The sequence below is a fragment of the Staphylococcus sp. MB377 genome, assembly GCF_001922505.1.
Taxonomy (GTDB): domain Bacteria; phylum Bacillota; class Bacilli; order Staphylococcales; family Staphylococcaceae; genus Staphylococcus; species Staphylococcus haemolyticus.
In genome coordinates this window covers 41,164-67,125 of record NZ_MAON01000063.1, presented here as the reverse complement: position 1 = coordinate 67,125, position 25,962 = coordinate 41,164, and the positions used below count along the sequence as shown (strand labels likewise).

General features: G+C 32.4%; 26 protein-coding genes. 22 read left to right on the top strand and 4 right to left on the bottom strand.

All coding sequences use genetic code 11. The annotated features are described in order from the left end of the window. Window positions 1-116: 116 nt before the first annotated feature. The 3 genes from BB045_RS11680 (at window position 117) to BB045_RS11670 (ending at window position 2,759) form a co-directional block, all read left to right on the top strand. A complete protein-coding gene (locus BB045_RS11680; RefSeq protein WP_070580798.1) occupies window positions 117-1,490 on the top strand; it encodes an EVE domain-containing protein in 1,374 nt (457 codons plus the stop codon). Between the two features lie 190 nt (window positions 1,491-1,680). Continuing rightward, window positions 1,681-2,076, top strand: coding sequence for a thiol-disulfide oxidoreductase DCC family protein (locus BB045_RS11675; RefSeq protein ID WP_070442136.1), 396 nt, complete (start codon window positions 1,681-1,683; stop codon window positions 2,074-2,076). Between the two features lie 239 nt (window positions 2,077-2,315). Next, window positions 2,316-2,759, top strand: coding sequence for a Dps family protein (locus tag BB045_RS11670; RefSeq protein WP_119880986.1), 444 nt, complete (start codon window positions 2,316-2,318; stop codon window positions 2,757-2,759). A 73-nt stretch (window positions 2,760-2,832) separates the two neighbouring features. Here the strand turns inward: BB045_RS11670 and deoD are convergent, their stop codons facing one another. Then, window positions 2,833-3,543 (bottom strand): purine-nucleoside phosphorylase, encoded by a 711-nt coding sequence (gene deoD / locus BB045_RS11665; protein WP_070580794.1) that lies wholly within the window; start codon window positions 3,541-3,543, stop codon window positions 2,833-2,835. Between the two features lie 166 nt (window positions 3,544-3,709). Here deoD and deoC point away from each other — a divergent pair, with 166 nt between their 5' ends. The 4 genes from deoC (at window position 3,710) to BB045_RS11645 (ending at window position 7,288) form a co-directional block, all read left to right on the top strand. Then, entirely contained in the window at window positions 3,710-4,372 is a 663-nt protein-coding gene (gene deoC, locus BB045_RS11660) for a deoxyribose-phosphate aldolase (protein WP_070440327.1), read from the top strand. Between the two features lie 61 nt (window positions 4,373-4,433). Next, complete coding sequence (locus tag BB045_RS11655) at window positions 4,434-5,735, top strand: pyrimidine-nucleoside phosphorylase (RefSeq protein ID WP_037551899.1); 1,302 nt, start codon at window positions 4,434-4,436, stop codon at window positions 5,733-5,735. 15 nt (window positions 5,736-5,750) lie between these two features. Continuing rightward, entirely contained in the window at window positions 5,751-6,938 is a 1,188-nt protein-coding gene (deoB, locus tag BB045_RS11650) for a phosphopentomutase (protein ID WP_075140792.1), read from the top strand. Further along, entirely contained in the window at window positions 6,938-7,288 is a 351-nt protein-coding gene (locus BB045_RS11645; RefSeq protein ID WP_053025305.1) for a DoxX family protein, read from the top strand. Before deoB ends, BB045_RS11645 begins: the two co-directional genes overlap by 1 nt. Window positions 7,289-7,358: 70 nt before the next feature. On the opposite strand, the gene BB045_RS11640 is transcribed toward BB045_RS11645, so the two are convergent. Further along, window positions 7,359-7,829, bottom strand: a complete 471-nt coding sequence (locus BB045_RS11640) for an S-ribosylhomocysteine lyase (protein WP_070861580.1) — start codon at window positions 7,827-7,829, stop codon at window positions 7,359-7,361. A gap of 255 nt (window positions 7,830-8,084) precedes the next feature. On the opposite strand from BB045_RS11640, the gene BB045_RS11635 reads away from it, so the two are divergent. From BB045_RS11635 to BB045_RS11625, 3 genes are all read left to right on the top strand, one after another. After that, entirely contained in the window at window positions 8,085-9,269 is a 1,185-nt protein-coding gene (locus tag BB045_RS11635; RefSeq protein WP_070440335.1) for a M20 family metallopeptidase, read from the top strand. Further along, window positions 9,266-10,459: an L-aspartate--L-methionine ligase LdmS gene (gene ldmS, locus BB045_RS11630; RefSeq protein WP_075140791.1), complete on the top strand. Its 1,194-nt coding sequence runs from the start codon at window positions 9,266-9,268 to the stop codon at window positions 10,457-10,459. The genes BB045_RS11635 and ldmS overlap by 4 nt, the downstream gene beginning before the upstream one ends. 252 nt (window positions 10,460-10,711) lie before the next feature. Continuing rightward, entirely contained in the window at window positions 10,712-11,377 is a 666-nt protein-coding gene (locus BB045_RS11625; protein ID WP_070861586.1) for a DUF2750 domain-containing protein, read from the top strand. 335 nt (window positions 11,378-11,712) lie between these two features. On the opposite strand, the gene coaW is transcribed toward BB045_RS11625, so the two are convergent. Further along, window positions 11,713-12,513, bottom strand: a complete 801-nt coding sequence (gene coaW / locus BB045_RS11620; protein ID WP_075140790.1) for a type II pantothenate kinase — start codon at window positions 12,511-12,513, stop codon at window positions 11,713-11,715. 190 nt (window positions 12,514-12,703) lie between these two features. Here coaW and BB045_RS11615 point away from each other — a divergent pair, with 190 nt between their 5' ends. The 3 genes from BB045_RS11615 to BB045_RS11605 all read left to right on the top strand — a co-directional run bounded on the left by BB045_RS11615 (window position 12,704) and on the right by BB045_RS11605 (window position 16,020). Continuing rightward, window positions 12,704-13,564 carry a GNAT family N-acetyltransferase gene (locus tag BB045_RS11615; protein WP_070861592.1) on the top strand — a complete coding sequence of 287 codons (861 nt, stop codon included), beginning with the start codon at window positions 12,704-12,706 and terminating at the stop codon, window positions 13,562-13,564. 114 nt (window positions 13,565-13,678) lie between these two features. After that, a complete protein-coding gene (gene rpoE / locus BB045_RS11610; protein WP_053025303.1) occupies window positions 13,679-14,197 on the top strand; it encodes a DNA-directed RNA polymerase subunit delta in 519 nt (172 codons plus the stop codon). A gap of 215 nt (window positions 14,198-14,412) precedes the next feature. Next, the gene (locus tag BB045_RS11605) at window positions 14,413-16,020 is read left to right on the top strand and encodes a CTP synthase (RefSeq protein WP_075140789.1); all 1,608 of its coding nucleotides are present in this window, start codon (window positions 14,413-14,415) and stop codon (window positions 16,018-16,020) included. A 64-nt stretch (window positions 16,021-16,084) separates the two neighbouring features. On the opposite strand, the gene BB045_RS11600 is transcribed toward BB045_RS11605, so the two are convergent. After that, complete coding sequence (locus tag BB045_RS11600; RefSeq protein ID WP_070861594.1) at window positions 16,085-16,606, bottom strand: DUF2529 family protein; 522 nt, start codon at window positions 16,604-16,606, stop codon at window positions 16,085-16,087. A gap of 200 nt (window positions 16,607-16,806) precedes the next feature. Here BB045_RS11600 and fdaB point away from each other — a divergent pair, with 200 nt between their 5' ends. The 9 genes from fdaB to prmC all read left to right on the top strand — a co-directional run bounded on the left by fdaB (window position 16,807) and on the right by prmC (window position 25,946). Next, window positions 16,807-17,664 carry a class IIb fructose-bisphosphate aldolase FdaB gene (gene fdaB, locus BB045_RS11595; protein ID WP_011275221.1) on the top strand — a complete coding sequence of 286 codons (858 nt, stop codon included), beginning with the start codon at window positions 16,807-16,809 and terminating at the stop codon, window positions 17,662-17,664. A 282-nt stretch (window positions 17,665-17,946) separates the two neighbouring features. Further along, complete coding sequence (locus tag BB045_RS11590; protein ID WP_070861599.1) at window positions 17,947-19,218, top strand: UDP-N-acetylglucosamine 1-carboxyvinyltransferase; 1,272 nt, start codon at window positions 17,947-17,949, stop codon at window positions 19,216-19,218. 186 nt (window positions 19,219-19,404) lie between these two features. After that, window positions 19,405-19,740 (top strand): winged helix-turn-helix transcriptional regulator, encoded by a 336-nt coding sequence (locus BB045_RS11585; RefSeq protein ID WP_011275223.1) that lies wholly within the window; start codon window positions 19,405-19,407, stop codon window positions 19,738-19,740. A gap of 169 nt (window positions 19,741-19,909) precedes the next feature. Further along, window positions 19,910-21,337, top strand: a complete 1,428-nt coding sequence (locus BB045_RS11580; RefSeq protein ID WP_075140788.1) for an aldehyde dehydrogenase family protein — start codon at window positions 19,910-19,912, stop codon at window positions 21,335-21,337. 266 nt (window positions 21,338-21,603) lie between these two features. Further along, the gene (gene rho / locus BB045_RS11575; RefSeq protein ID WP_011275225.1) at window positions 21,604-22,920 is read left to right on the top strand and encodes a transcription termination factor Rho; all 1,317 of its coding nucleotides are present in this window, start codon (window positions 21,604-21,606) and stop codon (window positions 22,918-22,920) included. A gap of 119 nt (window positions 22,921-23,039) precedes the next feature. Then, entirely contained in the window at window positions 23,040-23,297 is a 258-nt protein-coding gene (locus BB045_RS11570) for a type B 50S ribosomal protein L31 (protein WP_011275226.1), read from the top strand. A gap of 150 nt (window positions 23,298-23,447) precedes the next feature. Beyond that, on the top strand, window positions 23,448-24,047 hold the full coding sequence (locus BB045_RS11565; protein WP_053025299.1) for a thymidine kinase: 600 nt from the start codon (window positions 23,448-23,450) through the stop codon (window positions 24,045-24,047). Beyond that, entirely contained in the window at window positions 24,047-25,123 is a 1,077-nt protein-coding gene (gene prfA, locus BB045_RS11560; RefSeq protein ID WP_053025298.1) for a peptide chain release factor 1, read from the top strand. Before BB045_RS11565 ends, prfA begins: the two co-directional genes overlap by 1 nt. Beyond that, window positions 25,110-25,946 carry a peptide chain release factor N(5)-glutamine methyltransferase gene (prmC, locus tag BB045_RS11555; RefSeq protein ID WP_053025297.1) on the top strand — a complete coding sequence of 279 codons (837 nt, stop codon included), beginning with the start codon at window positions 25,110-25,112 and terminating at the stop codon, window positions 25,944-25,946. The genes prfA and prmC overlap by 14 nt, the downstream gene beginning before the upstream one ends. Window positions 25,947-25,962 lie beyond the last annotated feature (16 nt).

Sequence of the window (25,962 nt, the reverse complement as noted above, 5' to 3'; positions counted from 1 at the left end):
CGACGATATGTTAAGATTTATAGCATAACTTAATAAACATAGCATTTAATTAAAATACAATGAAATCAATTAAAATACATAATAACTTTCGAGAATTAATTTAAAGGAGACCCACAATGGAAGAAGAAGTAAATTACTTTTGGCTTAACTGTGGCTATACTAGATGGAATCACAATGAACCGTTAGTAGGTCAAACAACATTATTTGAATCTGGAGCTCAATTCAACCCTACTCAAGGTTTTAGAGCCTTCAAAAAGGCTAAGACAGGGGATCAAGTTATATTTTATCAAGTCCAAACAGATACTGGGTTACTTGGTATTGGAGAAATTATTAGTGTTCAAACAGGTGCTCAAAATAAAATTAGAGTTGAATTTAAATTTAATGAACTATTAAAACCACTTACAACTGATTATTTAAAACGAAGTGAAACGCTTGATTTTCGCATGAATAATATGCGTGAAACTTTAATCAATCAATTAACTAAAGAAGAGTATGATTTAATTGTTTCACTAGGTAAAGGTGAAGTGAAACTTCCACGTTATTTCTTCCTTTCTGAAACTGAGTCATTTGAATCAGGAGAATATTATACTATTTATACTCATACGTATAATGGCATTAAACGTAATGGATATCATTTTTACAATCAGTTAGAAATAGGAGATAATCTTATCTTCTATAATAAATATGAAAATCAATCAGTGGTAGGTATTGGAGAAGTTTCTCGACATATTCATGAGAAACCACCTATTCCTGGTAGAACAAATAGTACTGCCATTGAAATATATTATGATAAGCATATTACTCCAGTGACATTAGGTGCATTAAATAAACATCCTAAGTTAAAAAATCTTTATTTTTTACAAGAAAATGCGAAACAAGCCATCGCAAGCATGAGTCAAACTCAATACGATGCTATTATTGAAATGAGTAATAATGATAGTGTGAAAACACCTTTTGAAACAATTAAAAAAACTGAAATTGATTCAGCAAGTCATGATGAGTCAATACAACCTTTTATATTGTTGGTTGTGGAACAACGTGAAGAAGGATTGAAAGCGGCAAATAATTTATTACAAAAGACAAATGCAAATCCTGTAATAACTAGTGGACATCCGGATTTTACAGAGGACATGTTATATGGTAAATATTTACCAAATGAAACTGGTGCCCTATACTATCGCGAAGGTTTTATCACTCAATTAATGCCTAAAAATGATAAAAGTTATTTAGTCATCGATAATTTTAATAGAATTGATCCTGACATTTTCCAAACTTACATCAATGTGTTAGAAGGATATGAAGTAACATTACCTAGATATAATAAAGAGGGACAAATGGTAAAATGGTCAAGAGAAAAAGATTCATTCTATCATTTTAATCCGAACTGGCATATTATTGGTGTAACTTACGACCGTCTAGAAGATATAAAAAGCAAATATTCAAATCAATTTCTTAAATATACAAGAATTGTAAAAGTAAATCATGAATAACTTAAGATAACTAAACCTGAGACGTTTTACTATGTCTCAGGTTTTTAATTTTATTATTATGGCTTTAACATTTTATATCAAATTTAAATCATTCATAGTTAAAGGCATGCTATGCTATGGACATTTTTAGTGTTTAATGTAAGGCATAGAATGGAATATTAATAATAAGAATTAGAGGAAGGTGAAAGAAATGCCTATTATTTATTATGATGGTAATTGTGTTTATTGTTATAACTATTGCATTTGGTTAATACAGAATGGACTTCCTAAGAGTTATGAATTCGCAACTTTAAAAGGGGAAGCAGGGCAACACTTATTTGAACAACATCCAGAAGCATTAAATAAAAACAGCGTGATTTTACAACGTGGTCAACATTTAGAGTTTAAATCCAATGCGATTGCTAATCTTATCATGACTACAACAAATTACAAGTGGTTAGGATTGTTAATTAAAGTCATTCCACGTCAAATAAGAGATCTAGCGTATAATTTATTTGCAAATAATCGAAATAGGATGTGGAAGACGCATTGGCATAAACCAAATGAATATGAAAAATCCTTTTTCATAGATGATAAACGCATATAATTGATAAAATATTATCATAATTGATAATGAGAGGTTTGTTAGTAAATATATATTATTTTAGTTGCTGATGTTAGTCACTTTTTAATCACTGGTAAATAAGTTTTAATAGTTGATAGGAAAAGGTGGTTATAAAAATCAGTGCAAAAAATGTTAAGCATAACTATTTACAGATTATAATAATTATAATATAGTAGTAATTGTAATAAAGAGGAACCAATTCAGAAGTACAAGGAGAGAATATAATGAGTCAACAAGATGTAGTAAAAGAATTAAATCAACAAGTTGCAAACTGGACTGTAACATATACTAAATTACACAATTTCCATTGGTATGTTAAAGGACCTAATTTCTTCTCATTACATGAGAAATTCGAAGAGTTATACAATGAAGCTAGCCAATATGTAGATGACTTAGCTGAACGTATTTTAGCAATTGGTGGAAATCCAGTTGGTACATTGAAAGAAAGTCTTGAAATTTCTATCGTTGATGAAGCTGGTAAAAATTACTCAGCTGAACAAATGGTTGAAGCCTTCTCTAATGATTTAACTCATATTTCAGAGCAATTAGTTAAATCTATAGAAGTAGCTGGAGAAGCTGGCGATGATGTTTCAGAAGATATGTTCATCGGTATGAAAAATTCTGTTGATAAACACAATTGGATGTTCAAATCATATTTAGTTTAATTAATCATATAAAAAGGTGCTTGAGATTTCATTATCGTCTCAAGCACCTTTTATTATCTATTAGAATTTGATATTACTCGGCGATTTCCAATGCAATTTCCATCATTTGAGTAAATGAATTTTGTCTTTCTTCAGCTGTAGTTGCTTCGTCTTTTAGAATATGGTCACTAACTGTAAAAATACCTAACGCTTTTTTACTAGCATTAATTGCATTCAAATATAAACCTGCTGATTCCATTTCTATACCCAATATTCCCATTTTTTGCCAATTATCATTGAATAATTTATCAGCATTGTAGAATGTATCTGAAGATAAAACATTACCTACATGGCTTACTGCTCCTATTTCATCTGCTACATTTTTAGCTTTAGTGATGAGATTATAGTCAGCTATTGGAGCAAAGTGACCAGGTATATTAAATTGATCAACATAATTAGAATTTGTAGATGCTGCTTGAGCAATAATGACATCATATAAATTTACATTCTCTTGTAATGCGCCACATGAACCTACGCGAATAATAGTATCAACATCAAAGAAATTATATAACTCATAAGAATAAATACCGATACTTGGTATTCCCATCCCTGATCCCATTACAGAAACTTCTTTTCCTTTATATGTACCTGTGTAACCAAACATATTTCTAACTTCATTAAATTGTTCAACATTTTCTAAAAAGTTATCAGCAATATATTTTGCACGTAATGGATCGCCAGGCATTAAAACAGTCTTTGCGATTTTTGTTCCATTAGGTTGAATATGAGGTGTGCCATTTGTCATTAATATCTTCTCCTTATCATGATTGGTAAGATTAAGATAACATTTGTTTAACTTTTTTGCGAATTTTTGTACTATAGAAATGAGAGGACTATATTAATTTAAATAGTTAATATTCCAGTTAGATGGAATATCATTTAAATTTAACAACATATTGGAGGAAACTACTATGAATTATGCTAAATTTATTGATCACACATTATTGAAACCGGAATCTACACGTCAACAAATCGATCAAATTATTGATGAAGCCAAAGAGTATAACTTTAAATCTATTTGTGTAAATCCTACACATGTAAAATATGCAGCAGAACGATTAAATGATTCTGATGTATTGGTTTGTACCGTTATAGGTTTCCCACTTGGTGCTACTACAACTGCTACTAAAATCTTTGAAACTGAAGATGCCATTAAAAATGGCGCATCTGAAATTGATATGGTTATCAATATCGGCGCACTTAAAGATGGAAGATTTGAAGAAGTTCAAAAAGACATTGAGGGCGTAGTTGGAGCAGCAAATGAAAAAACAGTAAAAGTGATTATTGAAACTGTGCTTTTATCAGATGAAGAAAAAGTTAAAGCAAGTGAATTAGCGAAAGCAGCAGGTGCTGATTTCGTTAAAACATCAACTGGTTTTGCTGGGGGAGGCGCTACACCTGAAGATGTGAAATTAATGAAAGATACAGTGGGAGACGAATTAGAAGTTAAAGCATCAGGTGGCGTTCGCAGTTTGGAAGATTTCAATAAAATGATTGATGCAGGTGCTACGCGTATAGGTGCGAGTGCAGGTGTTCAAATTATTCAAGGCTTAGAGTCAGATTCTGATTATTAATAATGCAATTAACGTAACAGCACATAGATACAACAGCTTATTTTGAGAGGGGTTCAGAATTATGAGAATGGTAGATATTATTGAAAAAAAACGCGATGGTAAATCATTATCAAAAGAAGAAATTGAATTCTTTATCAAAGGTTACACGAATGGGGATATCCCGGATTATCAGGCATCGAGTTTAGCTATGGCTATCTTTTTCCAAGATATGAATGACGAAGAGCGCGCAGCATTAACTATGGCAATGGTTAATTCAGGTGATGTGATTGACTTATCAAAAATCAATGGTATTAAAGTTGATAAGCACTCAACAGGAGGCGTTGGTGATACAACTACATTAGTATTAGCGCCTCTAGTGGCAGCAGTGGGTGTCCCAGTAGCCAAAATGAGTGGTCGTGGCTTAGGACATACGGGTGGAACAATTGATAAATTAGAATCAATAAAAGGATTCCACGTTGAAATCTCTGAAGAGGATTTCATTAAACTTGTTAATGAAAATCAAGTAGCTGTTATTGGACAGTCAGGTAATTTAACTCCAGCTGATAAGAAACTTTATGCATTGAGAGATGTAACAGGGACAGTTAACTCAATTCCTTTAATTGCATCATCTATTATGAGTAAAAAAATTGCTGCGGGTGCTGATGCTATCGTCTTAGATGTTAAAACTGGTAATGGTGCTTTCATGAAAACATTAGAGGACGCTGAAGCGTTAGCTCATGCTATGGTTAGTATAGGGAATAATGTAGGTAGAAATACAATGGCTATTATTTCTGACATGAGCCAACCACTTGGTCGAGCGATTGGTAATGCTTTAGAATTAAAAGAAGCTATTGATACATTAAATGGTAAAGGACCAGAAGATTTAACTGAACTTGTATTAACACTCGGTTCTCAAATGGTAGTTCTAGCTAATAGAGCAAAAACACTTGAGGAAGCACGTCAATTATTAAATGAAGCAATTGAAAATGGTTCAGCTTTAGAAAAATTTAAAACATTTTTAGAGAATCAAGGTGGCGATGCCTCAGTAGTTGATGCGCCTGAACTATTACCAACAGCAACATATCAAATCGAGTATAAAGCTCAATCAAGTGGCGTAGTTTCAGAACTTATTGCTAATGAAATTGGTGTTGCTTCAATGATGTTAGGGGCAGGGAGACAAACTAAAGAGGATGAAATAGATTTAAGTGTTGGGATTGTATTAAACAAGAAAGTAGGAGACGTTGTTAAAGAGGGAGAATCTTTATTAACCATTCACAGTAATCGTGAAAATGTTGACGACGTTATTAAGAAACTTGATGAAAGTATTGAAATTCAAGCACAAGCAACAACACCAACATTAATTCATAAAATAATTACAGAGTAGGAGGGAGTGTTAAATATGACTACACCATTCAAAAGAGTACATTTAATTGTTATGGATTCAGTAGGTATCGGAGAAGCGCCTGATGCTGCAGTTTTCAATGATGAAGGATCTCATACATTAAAGCATACATTAGAAGGATTTAACCAAACGCTACCTAATTTGGAAAAATTAGGATTGGGTAATATTGAAGAATTACCTGTTGTCAATAAAGTTGAACAACCAGGTGCTTTCTATACTAAACTTAGTGAAGCTTCAGTGGGTAAAGATACCATGACAGGACATTGGGAAATCATGGGCTTAAATATCATGCAACCATTTAAAGTATATCCAAACGGATTTCCTGATGAGTTAATACAAGAGATTGAAGAAATGACAGGTCGTAAAGTTGTAGCAAATAAGCCCGCTTCAGGGACAGCCATTATTGATGAATTAGGTGAGCATCAAATGAAAACTGGGGACTTAATCGTCTATACTAGCGCTGACCCAGTACTTCAAATTGCTGCACATGAAGATATTATTCCTCTTGAAGAATTATATGATATTTGTGAAAAGGTTCGAGAATTAACTAAAGATCCTAAATACTTAATTGGTCGTGTAATTGCACGTCCGTATGTAGGTGAACCAGGAAACTTTACACGTACTTCTAATCGACATGATTACGCACTCAAACCATTTGGCAAAACTGTTATGAATACATTAAAAGATAATAACTATGATGTTATTGCTATAGGAAAAATTAATGATATTTATGATGGTGAAGGTGTAACTGAAGCAATAAGAACAAAAAATAATATGGATGGTATGGATCAATTAATTAATGTCGTAAAAAAAGATTTTAATGGCATTAGTTTCTTAAATTTAGTTGATTTCGATGCACTATACGGCCATCGTAGAGACAAAGAAGGTTATGCACAAGCTATTAAAGATTTCGACGAGCGATTACCAGAATTAATCGACAATCTTCAAGAAGATGATTTAGTTATTATCACGGCTGATCACGGAAATGATCCTATTGCCGATGGTACTGATCATACTAGAGAGTTTATCCCAGTACTTATGTTTAGCCCTAAAATTGATAAATACCATGAATTATCAGGAGACAGTACGTTTAGTTCAATCGGTGCGACCATTGCAGATAATTTCAATGTGGAATTACCTGAATTTGGTAAAAGTTATTTGAATGAAATGGGAGTAGAACATTAATGAAAGTATTTCGTTATTTATTAGGTCTATCATTTGGAACAGCTGGCGTTCTACATTTTACAAATGAACGCTCATTTAGAAATATTGTTCCAGAATACTTACCATTACGTAAAACAGCTGTTTTAGTAACAGGTGTATTTGAAATTTTCTTTGGCATTATGTTGTTATTAAAACGTCCTGCTAATTGGTTAAAAACAGGTATAAATCTTTTCTTATTAGCTGTATTACCAGCAAATATATATATGGCACGAAAAGAATTACCTTTAGGTGATAAACAAGTACCTAAATGGGCATTATACACAAGACTACCAATGCAATTTGTTTTAATTGCACTAGTGAAAAAATTATAGAAGAGAAAAGTAAAACCACCAATACTTAAATATACTTAAGTATTGGTGGTTTTTATTTTAAATATGAAATTTATTTACCTTCACCAAAAATATCTGACCATTGATTGCGTTTATCTAAAAATGCTTGCGCAATTTCTTTTGCACCTTCAAGTGAATGACTTGCTGCCCAACCGCATTGTACTTCATTGCAAGCGGGTACCTCAGTAGCTTCTAAAACATCATTTAGTGTTTTTTCAATTATATTTAACACATCTTCATAGTCGTTATGATTAATAAATGAAACATAAAAACCAGTTTGACAACCCATTGGACTTAAATCTACAACTTTATCAGTATGATTTCTAATGTTTTCAGCCATTAAATGCTCTAGTGAGTGTAACCCAGGCATTTCCATGTGCTCTTTATTAGGTTGTTTGAAGCGAATGTCATATTTTTTAATAACATCACCATTTAAGCCTTCCATTGTACCAGCTAAACGGACGAAAGGTGCGACAACTTTAGTGTGATCTAGATTAAAACTTTCAACGTTCATTTTAGTCATGATAAATCCTCCTAGATTAAATAAGCTTAATTATTAAGTTAACGATTTGATTGTATCAATAGTTAAGGGTATTTACAATTTTCAAAATTATAGTTAAACAAAGTGAATTGTGAGAAAATTTCGTAAATATAAAGTTATTTAATGACAACAATCTTTAAATCCGATAAAATAAGTAATAATTAATTGAGAAACGATATGGTTACAATATCCAAAATATTTTTAAAAATTTTTACAATAATAAGGGAGTTATGATTTATGAGTAATAAACAAGGAATTTTAGATTATATAGAGAATAATAAATATGATTATGTTGAAATTAGTCATAGAATACATGAACGCCCTGAATTAGGCAATGAAGAAATTTTTGCGTCTAGAACGCTTATAGATAAATTGAAAGAGAATGATTTCGATATAGAAACGGATATTGCTGGACACGCTACTGGATTTATAGCTACATATGATTCTGGACAAGAAGGCCCAGTTATTGGCTATTTAGCTGAATATGATGCATTACCAGGCCTAGGTCATGCATGTGGTCATAATATTATTGGAACTGCTAGTGTACTTGCGGGTTCAGCATTGAAACAAGTTATAGACCGCATCGGTGGCAAAGTTGTCGTGCTCGGTTGTCCTGCAGAGGAAGGTGGCGAAAATGGTAGTGCAAAAGCGTCATATGTTAAGGCTGATATTATCGATGCTATCGATATAGCATTAATGATTCATCCAGGTAATGCAACTTATCCAACCATTGATACACTAGCGGTGGATGTATTAGATATAAAATTTTATGGCAAAAGTGCACATGCTTCTGAAAATGCTGACGAAGCTTTAAACGCTTTAGATGCAATGATTTCATATTTTAACGGTGTAGCACAGTTAAGACAGCACATTAAAAAAAGTCAACGCGTACATGGTGTTATCTTAGACGGAGGAAAAGCTGCAAATATTATACCCGATTTTACACATGCCCGATTCTACACACGTGCAACAACTCGAAAAGAACTAGATATTTTAACAGAAAAAGTTAATCAAATTGCTAGGGGTGCCGCAATTCAAACAGGTTGCGATTATGAATTTGGCCCTATACAAAATGGTGTGAACGAATTTATTAAGACACCTAAATTAGATAAATTATTTGAAAAGTACGCGCTCGAAGTTGGTGAAGATGTAAGTCATGATGATTTTGGTTTTGGTTCAACAGATACGGGTAATGTCAGTCATATAGTACCTACGATTCATCCTCATGTGAAGATAGGATCTAGAAACTTAGTTGGTCATACACATAGATTTAGAGAGGCTGCAGCAAGTGTACATGGTGATCAAGCATTAATTCATGGTGCGAAAATTATAGCATTAATGGGATTAGAACTAATTGAAAATAAGGGATTGTTTGATGAAATTGTTCAACAGCACTCTCATATAAAGGGGGAGTCAAAATGACGATAAATGAAAAAGGTCTAAAATTAACTTTAAGTGACTTATATAATGAAAATATAGTGTATAACTCGAGACCATCTTATGTTTCAAATCCATGGTTAAAGCCAGAGGAGCATCAATCTAATTTCTTAACTGGTAGGGAAATGCTTATTGCAGATTCAATGCCAATGATTGTACATGAAGCAAGTATTACTGAAAAATTAGACCAACTATTTAATCTTGTTGGAAAAAAAGTTCCCACAAATACGTATCAATTTAAAAACCGTGAAACATATGAAGCACTCTTAAATCGAATTGTTAAAGAAGAAGGTAAAGATATATATTTTCAATATATTCATAGTGAAGATGTTGTTTCAGATAAATGCTACGCTGTAGATAAAGAGACATTTGTAGCTTTGAACAATAAAGCGCGAATACCAGAATGGACGAATCATAAATATTTACCAGAGCGAGAAATTGTATCGATAAATGATTTTAAAGCGCGCATAAAAGAATGGGATTTCCCTTTTGTAATTAAACCAGGTGATGACTTACCAACAGCTGGTGGATATGGTGTAATGATTTGCTATGATGAAGAAGACTTAGCTAAAGCAACACAACGTATTTTAGAAGCAAGTGATGCTACGGATAATTTAATTATTGAACAAAAAATTGAAGCGGTAAAGAATTATTGTGTTCAGTATGCTTATTCTGAAGAAATAGGTGTGACTTATTTAGGGACTGCACATCAAATCACTGATAAATATGGATTTTATGCTGGAAATGAAAATGTTCATGATGTTCCTCAACAAGTTATTGATGCAGGAAGAGAAATTATGGAAAATGGTGTAAAGTTGGGTTTCTTCGGTGTAGCTGGATTTGATTTACTATTAGATAAAAACGGTGATGTTTTTGCCATCGATTTAAACTTTAGACAAAATGGCTCAACAAGCATGTTATTATTACAAGAAGAATTAAATTCATCATATCAGAAATTCTATAGTTACTTCTCTAATGGTGATAATGAACATTTCTTTAATACAATTTTAAAATATGTCAAAAAGGGCGTATTATATCCATTATCTTATTATGATGGTGATTGGTTTGGAAAGAATGCAGTTAATTCTCGTTTTGGTTGTATATGGACTGGAGATTCAAAAGAAGCCATAGAGAAAATTGAAAAATCCTTTTTAGTTGAATTAGATAAAAATTAAATTACCCTAATCAATATCCATTGATAGGAATATAGCAATAATTTTAAAAAGCATAATTTCAATTCTTAGCATTTAAATGAATCAAAAGATAATAATTCAATATAGTTATAGCTCTATGCGTCAATTTGGGAGCAAGACATGGCATTCATCAAGAATACAGTCTTGGTCCTTTTTTTAGAATAGAAATTTGACGACATAAGTATTGTCATTTAGTATTTTAATAGTTGCAAATTAGAAATGGAGGGTTATGCATTGTCTTATAAGAATGAGGCGTACTTTAAAGATGTACTGATTAATGAAGTATTTTATGTTGCTAACAAAAATAAAAAACTGGTCAGACTAAATAGTAATAACCAAGATTATGTTGGCGTTTGGACTCAAGAAGGACAAGCGGAAGACTATTTAAAACATGCGTCAATCGATTATGACCGTGTGCTAAAAATTGATATTGATACATTCGTTACATATGAATTGGATGACTTATTTGATGAGGATGATCAAGTTATCATTAATCAAACATCACAAGAAACTGGTCAAATTGTAAAAGTCGTTAAAATGACTGATGAATTAATGTCAGAGTTGGATAAAATTCGTATTAAAGAATTTGTAAAGGATGTTGCCAAAGAAGACCAAGTATTTGGTTTATCAAAACATGGCGAAAATCACTTTATATTGATTAGTGATGATAGTGAAGACAAACCTCAAATCATGCCGGTTTGGAGCTTGAAAAATAGAGCACTCAAAGTTCGTGATGAAGATTTTGAGGAATGTGAATTAATTAAAATTGAAGGTAGTGTATTTAGTGATTGGTTAGATAAGTTGCGTGATAATGACCAAGCTGTCGCAATTGATTTGAAACCTGGTGTGGTAGGAACAGTCATTTCTGCACAAAAATTATCAAATGAATTAACTTTTTAATTTGAAGCACGTAACATTTAGTGAAATCTTGTCTTTATATATACATTAATAAATAGTCGATGTTAAATATGTCGATGCATTTAAGAATTAGATAAATTGTAGAGGGAGCAGACAGAATTAATATTTTTCAAAATTTATTTGTTGTATCCCTAGCTAGCTTAGCTTGTAGAATTTCTTAAAGAAATTCTCTTTGCTGGGGCCCGTCTGCCATGCAAGGTTACTAGAATTAAAAAGCTTGTTACAAGTACGCTTTTTAATTCAGTCAACTACTGCCAATATATATTTGTAGCCTGAGGCATTGAATTATGTCCCAGGCTCTTTTCAATAATAAGTATTTAATTTAAATAAATTGCGCCAAGTGCTCCTGAAAAAGCACCATTCTCAATGTAATATGGTTTGAAACCACGTAATACCGTATAATCTTCAATTACTTCACGTAAAAGTGGATTATTGTTAAAAGAAGACCCGATATATACAACATTCTCAGTTTTATTTTCACGAGCAACGGTTATGGCCATAGTAGTTATTACTTCACCAACAACACCAACCACTGATGCTAATTTATTAGCAGGTGAAAAATCTACGTCTAAATTATGTAAGACGTTTCCAAAGTTAGCAGCTGTTAATTCACCTGGAATAGGTGGTTCGGTATCTTTGTAAATATGCTTAACTTTAAGATCAATTGTATCTCTATCTCCAGACTGAGCTAGATTTGTAAGTGCTTCATAATCTGTAATTTGTGATAATAAGTATCCCAGTCCTTGAATCATACCTCCACCAGTACCTACACCGCCTACACGACGTTGTTGTTTGCCATCGAAATAATGTAACGAAGTGCCTGTACCGACATTAGCGAATATATATTCGTCAATATGATGACCTTGCTCTTTAAGAAGCATACCCAAACCTTTGGATGATGCATCGAATTCAACAAATATAGTTGCATCCACATTTAAACTTTCAGCAATAACGCCTGCATTTCCGCCAGTAAGACTGATTGATTCAAAAGTGTTTGCGTTTAACCATGCAATTACTTCTGAAATGTTTGTAGTAAGTTTTGTTTCATACGAACGTCCTTGTTGAGATTCTTGGACGATTTTTATTAGCGTACCACCGGCATCTATACCGACTTTCATTCTAGTTCACCTCGTGATTTTATATGTCATATTTATAGTAAAGCAAATTAGCTAAATTTCAATAGATTATTTTTAAATTGTAAAAATTTAAAACAATTGTACCTAATTAAAGTGGATTTTATTTTGATAAGTGTAAAAAAACAATTATAATAAAATTGATTAATTAAAAGAGGCATAGGGGTTAGTGGTTATGACTATAAAAAAGCAGTTTGAAAATATAACGATTCAAGAATTTGAAGAAAAGTATAGGCAGGATGTAGTTAACTTTGAATTAAGTGAGAGACAACAAATATACTCATCCTTACCGAAATCAGTTCTAGATGATGCTCTTTCAGATTCAAATAGAGTGGCTAATATAGCTATTAATGAGTATGGTGATGTTGTTGGTTTCTTTGTATTACATCAATATTATCAACATGAAGGGTATGATACACCTGAGAATGTTGTATATGTAAGATCATTATCAATTAATGAGAAGTTTCAAGGAAATGGCTATGGAACTACGATGATGATGTATTTACCTCAATATGTACAAGATTTATTCCCTGATTTCAATCACTTGTATCTGGTTGTCGATGCTGAAAATAAAGGGGCTTGGAATGTGTATGAACGTGCTGGTTTTATGCACACTGCTACTAAAGAAGAAGGTCCTATTGGTAAAGAACGCTTATATTATTTGGACTTAGATTCAAAACATGTGTCTTCACTACGATTAACTGAAAATGAAGCATCAAGCATTTCATCTTATAGTATTGTTGATTTACTAAAAGATAACCAAAAGGTAGGTTTTATAGCACTTGAACAAACGGATAATCGAATTGATATTGTGGCTATTGAAGTGTATAAAGAACAACGAAAAGAAGGTATCGCTGAAAGTGCATTAAGACAAATTCCTACATATGTACGAAAGCATTTCAAACAAGCTAAAACGATTATGATTACGTTATTTGGTGAAAACAATGAATTAAAATCATTATGTGTAAATAGTGGTTTCGTAGAAATTGATCAGTCAGATGATTTAGTTATTTTCGAGAAATATGTAAATTACTGAGATAATCGTAATTGCGAAATCGTGTATTGTCATTTATAATTTATTTTTGTTACTATTAATTAATGAAATCTAACGACATAATTAAAAAATTCTTCGAAAGGAAGATTAGCTATAATGAAAATCCAAGATTATACTAAAGAAATGGTTGATGAAAAGTCATTTATAGATATGGCTTATACGTTATTAAATGATAAAGGTGCAACGATGAATTTATACGATATCATCGATGAATTCAAAGATTTAGGTGGTTATGAATTTGAAGAGATTGAAAATCGTGTAGTTCAGTTCTATACAGACTTAAATACAGATGGACGTTTCTTAAACATTGGTGAAAATCAATGGGGATTACGTGATTGGTATTCTGTAGACGATATTGAAGAAAAAATCGCACCTACAATTCAAAAATTCGATATTCTTGATGATGAAGATGAAGAAGATAAAAATCTTAAATTATTGGGTGATGACGAAATGGATGACGACGATGACATTCCTGCCCAAACGGATGATCAAGAAACTTTAGACGACCCTGAAGATGAACAAGTAGAAGACGAGATTAGTGAATCAGATTTAGTAATTGAAGATGACGAAGATGATGAACTCGACGAAGAAGACGAGGACGAATTCGAAGACTAAGAAGATTTTAAAACTAAATTTTAGTTTTAATTGACTTTTACTAAAAAAATGATAGAATTTTATTCGGGCTCCTTTAAATAGGACACGTGTATAAATCATATACGCTCCCCTTACAGATATGTGAGAGGGAGCGATTTTTTTATTTTTCAAAATTGATTATTTAAAAAGAATAAATAGGTAAGGAAGCATCCCTTTATAAATTAGGAGGTCAGGAAATGACAAAATTTATTTTTGTAACGGGCGGAGTAGTATCATCATTAGGAAAAGGTATCACAGCCGCTTCTCTAGGTAGATTGTTAAAAGATAGAGGCTTAAAAGTAACAATTCAAAAATTTGATCCATATTTAAATGTTGACCCAGGAACTATGAGTCCGTATCAACATGGAGAAGTATTTGTTACAGATGATGGTGCTGAAACTGACTTAGATTTAGGACACTATGAGCGTTTTATTGATATTAATTTAAATAAATATTCAAATGTTACAGCTGGGAAAGTTTATTCACATGTACTCAAGAAAGAACGTCGTGGTGATTACTTAGGTGGAACAGTTCAAGTTATTCCACATATTACTAATGAAATTAAAGAACGTTTACTACTTGCTGGTGAGAGTACAAACGCAGATGTAGTTATTACTGAAATCGGTGGTACAACTGGTGACATTGAATCACTTCCATTTATCGAAGCAATTAGACAGATTAGAAGTGATTTAGGTCGTGAAAACGTAATGTATGTACATTGTACATTGCTTCCATACATTAAAGCTGCTGGTGAAATGAAAACAAAACCAACACAACACAGTGTTAAGGAACTACGTGGTTTAGGTATTCAACCGGATTTAATTGTAGTGCGTACAGAATATGAAATGACACAAGATTTAAAAGATAAAATTGCTTTATTCTGTGATATTAATAAAGAGAGCGTTATAGAATGTAGAGACGCATCATCTTTATATGAAATTCCATTACAATTAAGTGCACAGGATATGGATGACATTGTCATCAAGCGATTAGATTTAGATGCTAAATATGAAACGCAATTAGATGAATGGCAATATTTACTAGATACCGTTAATTCACTTGATGGTACAATCACGATTGGATTAGTAGGTAAATATGTTAGCTTACAAGATGCATACTTATCTGTTGTAGAGTCATTGAAACATGCTGGCTACCCATTGAAGAAAGACGTTGTAGTTAAGTGGATTGATTCTGGCGAAGTTAATGATAATAATGTTGAAGACTATTTAAAAGATGTAGATGGCATTCTTGTACCAGGTGGATTTGGATTTAGAGCAAGCGAAGGTAAAATTGCTGCAATTAAATACGCTCGTGAAAATAATATTCCATACTTTGGTATTTGCTTAGGTATGCAATTAGCGACTGTTGAGTTTGCACGTAATGTACTAGGTTTAGAGGGAGCACACTCAGCAGAACTTGATCCTAGCACACCTTATCCAATTATTGATTTATTACCTGAGCAAAAGGATATTGAAGATTTAGGTGGCACGTTACGTTTAGGATTATATCCATGTAAAATTAAAGAAAACACATTGGCACATCAAATTTATGACGTAATAAATATTGAAGAAAGACACCGCCATAGATATGAATTTAATAATGAATTTAGAGAACAATTAGAAGCTAATGGTATGGTGTTCTCTGGTACTAGTCCAGATGGTCGATTAGTAGAAATGGTAGAAATTCCAGAGAATGACTTCTATATCGCATGTCAATTCCATCCTGAATTCTTATCAAGACCTAACAGACCTCAACCTATTTTCAAATCGTTTGTAGAAGCGGCTTATAAACATCAAAATAAATAATATAATAAATCAACCCTTACGTACTGAAATGGTGACGTAAGGGTTGATTTTATAATGAATGACATCACAACTCTAAATCTCGTGTCATTTCAATCATTTGAGTGTAAATTTCATAATATATGTAATTAAAAGATATCGTATGAGGTTGAACAACTTTATCATAATCTTCAGTATAAACAATTGGTCTAGGGGTAGCTAGATTGATGAAATGTATAAAGTGTTCTGGTATTTTTGAATCTTTGGGTCGATTACAAATTAAGACAACATCTATATCGTTATCTACTAATGTTTGTAAATCTTTAGCTACTTCTTCAGTGTAAAATGGTGAAAAGAGTAACACGCGATCTGTTGAATCTATATCATCAAATGTTGTGAGCGTGGATAATAATTTACTAGATTTAAGGTGCTCTTCACTTTCTATAACGAAAGGCTCGAAAAATTTCAAATCGCCATAACCTTTAATGTATACATAACCTTCGCCACCGATTGCTTGTATTAGACATTGAGCAGCCATTTGAATATCTAAAGCTTGATCTTCTAACCGATTAAATATACCCGTTAATTGAGTTTGTAATATTTTAGACATGTTGTTCCTCCGTTTCATATGTATTGTAAATAAACTCAAACTTATGTGCAATAAAACCGTTCATATATTGAATTATTAATAATTTAGTATTTAATAGTAAAAGTTTATTTTAAATCAAGCATGCATTCACATGCAATTCAAAAAAATATCTGATATAATGATTTTAAAAATTGTGCAGTTGCACACAAGGAGGAACTTTCATGCCATTAGTTTCAATGAAAGAAATGTTAATCGATGCGAAAGAAAATGGTTATGCGGTTGGTCAATACAACTTAAATAACTTAGAATTTACACAAGCTATTTTAGAAGCTTCACAAGAAGAGAATGCGCCAGTTATCTTAGGTGTTTCAGAAGGTGCTGCACGTTATATGAGTGGTTTCTATACAGTAGTTAAAATGGTTGAAGGTTTAATTCATGACTTAAATATTACTGTACCTGTAGCTATTCACTTGGACCATGGTTCAAGCTTTGAAAAATGTAAAGAAGCTATTGATGCTGGATTCACTTCAGTAATGATCGATGCTTCTCATAGTCCTTTTGAAGAAAATATCGAAATTACTTCAAAAGTTGTAGAGTATGCTCATCAACATGGTGTATCAGTAGAAGCTGAATTAGGAACAGTTGGTGGACAAGAAGATGATGTTGTAGGTGGCATTATTTATGCTGATCCTAAAGAATGCCAAGAATTAGTTGAAAGAACTGGCATTGATACTTTAGCTCCAGCATTAGGTTCAGTTCACGGGCCATATAAAGGTGAACCTAAATTAGGATTCAAAGAAATGGAAGAAATTGGTGCATCAACTGGTTTACCATTAGTTTTACATGGTGGTACTGGTATCCCAACTAAAGACATTCAAAAAGCAATCCCTTATGGTACTGCTAAAATTAATGTTAATACTGAAAACCAAATTGCTTCAGCTAAAGCAGTAAGAGAAGTTTTAAATAATGATCAAGATGTATATGATCCACGTAAATATTTAGGACCTGCTCGTGAAGCGATTAAAGAAACAGTTAAAGGTAAAATTAGAGAATTTGGTACATCTAATCGTGCTAAATAAATAATTTAATTGAAGATGTTTTGAAATAGGAGTGAAACGTTAAGTCGTTTCACTCTTTTTCTTTATAATTTGAGTATTCATATTTAAATGTTTTTCAAAAATGATTTATAATATTTGTATATATAATTCTCGAATTAGTTCTATAAATTTTGAATCGATAATTTTAAAAATTGCAATTATCAATAATTCGTAATAATTTATGTTTTACAAATAAAGAATATGTATTTTATAATGTTACTAATGTATTATTTTAAATAAATGAGAAACAAAGGAGATAAACTTATGACTCAAGAGGTAATAAAAATTCGCGGTGGTCAAACACTAAAGGGAGACGTTACGATAAGTGGTGCCAAAAATAGTGCGGTAGCAATTATCCCAGCAACATTATTAGCTCAAGGCCAAGTTAAATTAGATGGCTTACCACAAATTTCCGATGTAGAGACGCTAGTTAGTTTATTGGAAGATTTAAATATTAAAGCCCATTTAAATGGAAAAACTTTAGAAGTAGATACTTCAGAAATTGAAAATGCACCACTGCCTAACAATAAAGTTGAATCTCTTAGAGCATCTTATTACATGATGGGAGCAATGTTAGGGCGTTTTAAAAAATGTGTAATAGGTTTACCTGGTGGTTGTCCATTAGGACCACGTCCAATTGATCAACATATTAAAGGTTTTAAAGCATTAGGAGCAGAAATAGATGAATCAAATGATACATCTATTAAAATAGAAGCTAAAGAACTACATGGTGCTAATATCTTCTTAGATATGGTTAGTGTAGGCGCAACAATCAACATTATGTTGGCAGCTGTTCATGCAACTGGTCAAACAGTCATTGAAAATGCAGCTAAAGAACCTGAAGTTGTAGATGTTGCTAATTTCTTGAATAGTCTTGGCGCAGATATTAAAGGGGCAGGGACAAGTACGTTAAAAATTAATGGTGTTGATAGCTTACATGGTTCTGAATACCAAATTATCCCTGATCGTATTGAAGCAGGGACGTACATGTGTATAGCGGCAGCAGTTGGAGAAGAAATTACTATTAATAATATTGTTCCAAAACATGTTGAAGCACTTACTGTTAAATTAAAAGAACTTGGTGTAGACATCCAAGTAGATGATGATGCTGAAAAAGCAATCATAAAGCGCAAATCATCTTATAAAAATGTAGATATTAAAACTTTAGTATACCCTGGGTTTGCAACAGATTTACAACAACCAATCACGCCTTTATTATTTATGGCAGATGGCCCTTCATTTGTAACAGAAACAATATATCCTGCACGTTTTAAACATGTCGATGAGTTAAAAAACATGGGTGCTAATATTGAAGTCGATATGGAAACTGGAACTGCTACAATTAAACCATCATCACTTAATGGTGCTAAAGTATATGCAAGTGATTTGCGTGCAGGTGCATGTTTAATTATTGCAGGTCTTTTAGCTGAAGGCGTTACTACAATTTATAACGTTAGACATATTTATAGAGGCTATACTGACATTGTTAAGCATTTGAAAGAATTAGGTGCAAATATTTGGACTGAAGAAGTCTAAAGGTATTGATAAGTTAATATTGACAGTTTCAACTCTCGACATATTAGCTTTTTCTGGTATAATAATTATATTAGATACTAATAAGATTTTGGTTTATAGATATCATTAAAGCCTATACAATGTTTATATTTATAAGCGATTTTTAGTACTTACAATCTAAAGAAGTTTTGAATAGAGGTGAAGACAATGGAAATCTGTCCATATCTTGAAGAAACCTTTAAAATTGTTGGTAGAAGTTGGAACGGTTTAATCATTAATTATCTATCACGATGCACTGATTATACTGCGCACTTTTCCGATATGAAAAGGGATTTAAAGACCATTACACCACGTGCATTAAGTATTAAATTAACTGATTTAGGTGAATGGGGATTAGTTGAAAAGAAAGTAGTCTCAACTAGTCCAGTTTCAATCATTTATGAATTGACTGATAAAGGTAAAGCTTTAGCAGAAGCTTTAAAACCCATTGAAAAATGGGCTCAAGAACATGTAACACTTGAAGAAGAAGTTAAATCTAAATAATGTAATAAAGAGTTTTGTGCTTTATATTGAATGAATAATCACTTTTTATAATTGTTCATCATTGCTAGGTGCAAAACTCTTTTGTTATTTCATACTAAGATGATATGTTTAATTTTCAATGAAAAAAGGTATACAAATGACATAATGATTCTTAAGGAGTGAAGAATTTATGAGAAATTATACTCAACAATATATAAATGGCGAATGGATTGATAGCGATAGTAATGAAACGATTGAAGTAATCAATCCAGCAACTGAAGAAGTTATTGGTAAAGTAGCTAAAGGTAATGCTAATGATGTGGAAAAAGCAGTAGAAGCTGCAAATAACGTTTATTTAGAATTTCGTCATAGCTCAGTGAAAGTAAGAAAAGAACTATTAGATAAAATTGTAGAAGAATATAAAAATAGAAAACAAGATATTGTAGAAGCCATAACGGATGAATTAGGTGCACCTTTAACAGTATCTGAGAATGTCCACTACCAAATGGGACTAAATCATTTTGAAGAGGCAAGTAGAGCACTAGATTCATTCGAATTTGAAGAAAGACGTGGAGATGCATTAGTTATTAAAGAGGCAATTGGTGTTTCAGGCCTAGTAACACCTTGGAATTTCCCAACTAATCAAACTTCATTGAAATTAGCAGCCGCTTTTGCAGCAGGTAGTCCTGTTGTTCTAAAACCTTCAGAAGAAACACCATTTGCTGCAGTCATTTTAGCTGAAATATTTGATAAAGTAGGCGTACCAAAAGGTGTATTTAATCTTGTTAATGGTGACGGTGAAGGTGTAGGTAATCCACTAAGTGAACATCCAAAAGTTAGAATGATGTCATTTACTGGTTCAGGACGCACAGGTTCAAAAATAATGGAAAAAGCTTCTAAGGATTTCAAAAAAGTATCACTTGAATTAGGCGGTAAATCGCCTTATATCGTATTAGATGATGTTGATGTTAAAGAAGCAGCGAAAGCAACTACTGGCAAAGTAGTTAATAACACAGGTCAAGTATGTACTGCAGGTACTCGTATTTTAATTCCTGAAAGCAAAAAAGAAGACTTATTAACTGCACTTAAAGAAGAATTTAGTAAAGTTAAAGTTGGAGATCCACGAGAAGAAGGTACTCAAGTTGGACCGATTATTAGTAAGAAACAATTTGATACAGTCCAATCATATATTGATAAAGGTATTGAAGAAGGTGCAGAGTTATTCTACGGTGGTCCTGGTAAACCTGAAGGATTAAATACTGGTTATTTCGCGAGACCAACTATTTTTATCAATGTAGACAATGACATGACAATTGCTCAAGAAGAAATCTTTGGACCAGTTGCTTCTGTAATCACATATAATGATTTAGATGAAGCAATCAAAATTGCTAATGATACTAAATATGGATTAGCAGGATATGTAATAGGTAAAGATAAAGAAACACTTCAAAAAGTAGCTCGTTCAATTGAAGCAGGTAGAATTGAAATCAATGAAGCTGGAAACCAACCAGATTTACCATTTGGTGGATATAAACAATCTGGAATTGGTCGTGAGTGGGGCGATTATGGTATAGAAGAGTTCTTAGAAGTGAAATCAATTGCTGGTTATTTCAGTTAATTTAAAAAATTAATTTATATATTATTTGTATCAGTTCATGGAATATTTTTAGTTCCATGAGCTGTTTTATTTTTGGAAATTTAATAAAATCGTTTTGTATTTAAATTGAAAATTTGCTATATTAATTCTAGTATTCAAGACTTTAAATATTATTTTATGAGATATCCTAAATAGACTTAGTGAGTTCTTGAAATGAAACTATTTAAAATATCTCTTTTCTAATCAAATTGAAGTCTTTATAAATATATAAGAAATGGGTGCAATTTATGCCTGAAAAAGTACGTACATCTCCACAGTATGAGTCGTTTCATGAATTGTATAAAAATTACACAACGAAAGAATTAACACAAAAAGCAAAAACATTAAAACTTACTAATTATAGTAAATTGAATAAGAGTGAATTAGTTTTAGCTATCATGGAAGCCCAAATGGAAAAAGATGGTAACTATTACATGGAGGGTGTTTTAGATGATATCCAGCCTGATGGTTATGGGTTCCTAAGAACAGTCAACTATTCAAAAGGTGAAAAAGATATTTATATATCTGCAAGTCAAATACGACGTTTCGAAATTAAACGTGGTGATAAAGTAACCGGAAAAGTTCGTAAACCTAAAGATAATGAAAAATATTATGGTTTATTGCAAGTTGACTTTGTTAATGATGAGAATGCTGAAGTTGTAAAAAAACGCCCTCACTTTCAAGCTTTAACGCCTCTCTATCCTGAGGAAAGAATCGTTTTAGAAACAGATCCCCAAAATTATTCAACACGTATAATGGATTTAGTTACGCCTATTGGTCTAGGTCAACGTGGACTTATTGTTGCACCTCCTAAAGCGGGTAAAACGTCTTTATTAAAAGAAATTGCAAATGCGATTAGTAAAAATAAACCTGATGCAAAATTATTTATTTTATTAGTTGGGGAACGTCCAGAAGAAGTAACTGATATTGAAAGATCCGTTGAATCTGCTGAAGTAGTGCACTCGACTTTTGATGAGCCACCAGAACACCATGTTAAAGTAGCTGAATTATTACTAGAACGTGCTAAACGATTAGTTGAGATTGGTCAAGATGTTATTATTCTGATGGACTCAATTACTCGATTGGCAAGAGCGTATAACTTAGTTATACCACCAAGTGGAAGAACATTATCAGGTGGTCTTGATCCTGCTTCATTACACAAACCTAAAGCATTCTTTGGTGCTGCGCGTAACATTGAAGCAGGAGGAAGTTTAACGATATTAGCCACTGCATTAGTTGAAACTGGATCACGCATGGATGATATGATTTATGAAGAATTCAAAGGAACAGGAAATATGGAACTTCATCTTGATCGTAAATTATCTGAACGTCGAATTTTCCCTGCGATTGATATTGGAAGAAGTTCTACGCGTAAAGAAGAATTACTAATTAGTAAATCTGAACTTGATTCACTATGGCAGTTAAGAAACATGTTTACAGACTCTACAGATTTCACAGAAAGATTTATTAGAAAATTAAAACGCTCTAAAAGTAATAAAGAATTTTTCCAACAGTTGCAAAAGGCTGCTGAAGAAAGTACAAAAACAGGAAAACCGATTATTTAACGAATGTCTGTTTGAGGGTTGCGTTTTAATCTAATAACTATTATAATTACCAAGTATTGGGTAAAAAACTCACAAATAACTCTGTTCCAGATGGTTCAGGGCAAAGGAGCTGAAAATTAATGAGACAAGGAATCCATCCTGATTATCACAAAGTTATCTTTTTAGATACAACTACTAACTTTAAATTTTTAAGTGGTTCAACTAAAACATCTTCAGAAACAATGGAATGGGAAGATGGTAATGAATACCCAGTTATTCGTTTAGATGTATCTTCTGATTCACACCCATTCTACACAGGACGTCAAAAATTCGCTGCTGCGGATGGTCGTGTGGAACGTTTCAATAAAAAGTTTGGTCTCAAATCAAACAACAACTAATTATAAGTTTAAACTGTCTGCCTAATCTATTTTATATAGAAATGCGTAGACAGTTTTTTTAAATTTAAGTAGTATTTAAAGTGATATTTATAATACATAGAAATATGATATAATTAAGCGATTATGTTTTTGTAAAAGGTGGAACTTATAATGTATGAAACTTACCATTCCGGTTGGATTGAATGCATTACTGGAAGTATGTTTAGCGGTAAGTCAGAAGAACTAATTCGTAGACTAAGACGAGGGATATACGCTAAACAAAAAGTAGTAGTGTTTAAACCAGCGATTGATGATCGTTATCATAAAGAAAAAGTTGTTTCTCATGACGGTAATGAATTAGAAGCAATTAATATTTCTAGTTCAAGAGATATATTATTACAGGATTTGTCTCATGTTGATGTCATTGGTATTGATGAGATTCAATTTTTCGATAAAGAAATTGTAAATATAGTGGAGAAGCTTGCTGAAAATGGCCATCGAGTAGTGGTTGCAGGCTTAGATATGGATTTCAGAGGGGAACCATTCGAACCCATGCCACAAATCATGGCGGTAAGTGAACAAGTTACTAAATTACAGGCTGTATGTGCAGTATGTGGTTCATCATCAAGTAGAACACAACGCTTAATCGATGGACAGCCAGCTAAAGTAGATGATCCTATCATTTTAGTTGGGGCAAATGAAAGTTATGAACCGAGATGTCGTGCACATCATATCGTAGCACCAAGTACAAGTGACGAGGAGGAAATGTAGTGTTTGACCAATTAGATATCGTTGAAGAAAGATATGAACAACTCAATGAAATGTTAAGTGACCCTGAGATTGTTAATGATTCAGATAAGTTACGTAAATATTCAAAAGAACAAGCTGATTTACAAAAAACAGTTGATGTATATAGAGATTATAAAAGTAAAAAAGAAGAAATTGCTGAAATTGATGAAATGTTAAATGAAACAGAAGATAAAGAAGAAATTGAAATGTTGAAAGAGGAAAGTGCTAGTTTGAAAAGTGTGATTCCTGAGTTGGAAGAACAACTTAAATTTTTATTAATTCCAAAAGATCCTAATGATGAGAAAGACGTTATCGTTGAAATCAGAGCAGCAGCAGGTGGGGATGAAGCGGCAATCTTCGCTGGCGATTTACTAAGAATGTATAGTAAGTATGCAGAATCTCAAAACTTTAAAACTGAAATTGTTGAAGCGGCTGAAAGTGACCATGGTGGTTATAAAGAAATTAGTTTCTCAGTTTCAGGTAGCGGTGCTTATAGTAAATTAAAATTTGAAAATGGTGCACACCGAGTTCAACGTGTACCTGAAACAGAATCAGGTGGACGAATTCATACTTCAACAGCGACAGTTGCTGTTCTTCCTGAAGTTGAAGATGTTGAGATTGAAATCCGAAATGAAGATTTGAAAATAGACACCTATCGCTCAAGTGGTGCTGGTGGTCAGCACGTTAATACAACTGACTCAGCTGTTCGTATCACTCACTTACCTACTGGTGTTATTGCAACTTCTTCTGAAAAATCTCAAATTCAAAACCGTGAAAAAGCGTTGAAAGTTTTAAAAGCACGTTTATATGATATGAAATTACAGGAAGAACAACAAAAATATGCAGCACAACGTAAATCAGCAGTGGGTACAGGAGATAGGTCTGAAAGAGTTAGAACATATAATTATCCACAAAGCCGTGTAACTGACCATAGAATAGGATTAACTTTACAAAAGTTAGATCAAATTATGGAAGGTAAATTAGATGAAATTATTGATGCATTAACTTTATCTGAACAAACTGAGAAATTGAAAGAACTAAACAATGGTGAACTTTAAAGAACAATTAGATTATGCGATTAAACAAGCTGTAGATAAGGGTTATGAACAATCGAGAGCAGAATGGTTGATGCTTGATTTGTTTGGGTGGTCAAGAACTGATTATTTAATTCACATGTATGATGACATGTCAAAAGCAGAAGAAATCAAGTTTTCACTTGCTACTGAACGGATGCTTTTAGGTGAACCTATACAATATATTGTTGGTTTTCAATCTTTCTATGGCTATCAATTTCAAGTTAATGAACATTGTTTAATTCCACGTCCTGAAACGGAGGAAGTGATGTTGCATTTTCTTGAAAATTGTAAATCAAGTGCTACAATTGCTGATATTGGAACTGGTAGTGGTGTTTTAGCTGTTACTTTAAAAAAGTTAAATAAAGATTTTACTGTTTATGCAACAGACATTCTCCAAGAGACCTTAGAAGTTGCATCAGATAATGCGCATTATCATGAGGCAGCTGTAACTTTTTTTAAAGGCAATGCATTGAAACCTTTCATACAAAAGAATATAAAATTGGATGGTATTGTTTCTAATCCACCATATATTGATGTAGATGAGATAGAAATGATGGAGAACACAGTTGTTAAGTATGAACCTCATATAGCATTGTTTGCAGAGAATAAGGGTTTCGCTATTTATGAATTAATCCTTAATGATTTGCCTAAAGTTTTAAATAAAGATGCTTTTGTCACCTTTGAAATTGGTTATAACCAGGGTGAAAGGTTAAAAAATATTATTTTAGAAAAGTATCCAAAACTTGATGTTAAAGTTGTTAAAGATATAAATGGTAATGAAAGAATAGTGTCATTTAAATGGTAAAACTCAAAGTTACTTA

What these genes read in the sequence shown, in the direction of transcription:
- BB045_RS11570 (WP_011275226.1), top strand. Translation starts at nt 23,040, where the DNA reads ATGAGACAAGGAATCCATCCTGATTATCACAAAGTTATCTTTTTAGAT.
- BB045_RS11645 (WP_053025305.1), top strand. Translation starts at nt 6,938, where the DNA reads ATGAAAGTATTTCGTTATTTATTAGGTCTATCATTTGGAACAGCTGGC.
- BB045_RS11585 (WP_011275223.1), top strand. Translation starts at nt 19,405, where the DNA reads ATGGAAATCTGTCCATATCTTGAAGAAACCTTTAAAATTGTTGGTAGA.
- BB045_RS11600 (WP_070861594.1), bottom strand. Translation starts at nt 16,606, where the DNA reads ATGTCTAAAATATTACAAACTCAATTAACGGGTATATTTAATCGGTTA.
- BB045_RS11605 (WP_075140789.1), top strand. Translation starts at nt 14,413, where the DNA reads ATGACAAAATTTATTTTTGTAACGGGCGGAGTAGTATCATCATTAGGA.
- deoC (WP_070440327.1), top strand. Translation starts at nt 3,710, where the DNA reads ATGAATTATGCTAAATTTATTGATCACACATTATTGAAACCGGAATCT.
- BB045_RS11640 (WP_070861580.1), bottom strand. Translation starts at nt 7,829, where the DNA reads ATGACTAAAATGAACGTTGAAAGTTTTAATCTAGATCACACTAAAGTT.
- BB045_RS11675 (WP_070442136.1), top strand. Translation starts at nt 1,681, where the DNA reads ATGCCTATTATTTATTATGATGGTAATTGTGTTTATTGTTATAACTAT.
- rpoE (WP_053025303.1), top strand. Translation starts at nt 13,679, where the DNA reads ATGAAAATCCAAGATTATACTAAAGAAATGGTTGATGAAAAGTCATTT.
- BB045_RS11615 (WP_070861592.1), top strand. Translation starts at nt 12,704, where the DNA reads ATGACTATAAAAAAGCAGTTTGAAAATATAACGATTCAAGAATTTGAA.
- BB045_RS11635 (WP_070440335.1), top strand. Translation starts at nt 8,085, where the DNA reads ATGAGTAATAAACAAGGAATTTTAGATTATATAGAGAATAATAAATAT.
- deoB (WP_075140792.1), top strand. Translation starts at nt 5,751, where the DNA reads ATGACTACACCATTCAAAAGAGTACATTTAATTGTTATGGATTCAGTA.
- coaW (WP_075140790.1), bottom strand. Translation starts at nt 12,513, where the DNA reads ATGAAAGTCGGTATAGATGCCGGTGGTACGCTAATAAAAATCGTCCAA.
- BB045_RS11680 (WP_070580798.1), top strand. Translation starts at nt 117, where the DNA reads ATGGAAGAAGAAGTAAATTACTTTTGGCTTAACTGTGGCTATACTAGA.
- deoD (WP_070580794.1), bottom strand. Translation starts at nt 3,543, where the DNA reads ATGACAAATGGCACACCTCATATTCAACCTAATGGAACAAAAATCGCA.
- fdaB (WP_011275221.1), top strand. Translation starts at nt 16,807, where the DNA reads ATGCCATTAGTTTCAATGAAAGAAATGTTAATCGATGCGAAAGAAAAT.
- BB045_RS11590 (WP_070861599.1), top strand. Translation starts at nt 17,947, where the DNA reads ATGACTCAAGAGGTAATAAAAATTCGCGGTGGTCAAACACTAAAGGGA.
- prmC (WP_053025297.1), top strand. Translation starts at nt 25,110, where the DNA reads ATGGTGAACTTTAAAGAACAATTAGATTATGCGATTAAACAAGCTGTA.
- BB045_RS11580 (WP_075140788.1), top strand. Translation starts at nt 19,910, where the DNA reads ATGAGAAATTATACTCAACAATATATAAATGGCGAATGGATTGATAGC.
- BB045_RS11565 (WP_053025299.1), top strand. Translation starts at nt 23,448, where the DNA reads ATGTATGAAACTTACCATTCCGGTTGGATTGAATGCATTACTGGAAGT.
- rho (WP_011275225.1), top strand. Translation starts at nt 21,604, where the DNA reads ATGCCTGAAAAAGTACGTACATCTCCACAGTATGAGTCGTTTCATGAA.
- BB045_RS11655 (WP_037551899.1), top strand. Translation starts at nt 4,434, where the DNA reads ATGAGAATGGTAGATATTATTGAAAAAAAACGCGATGGTAAATCATTA.
- ldmS (WP_075140791.1), top strand. Translation starts at nt 9,266, where the DNA reads ATGACGATAAATGAAAAAGGTCTAAAATTAACTTTAAGTGACTTATAT.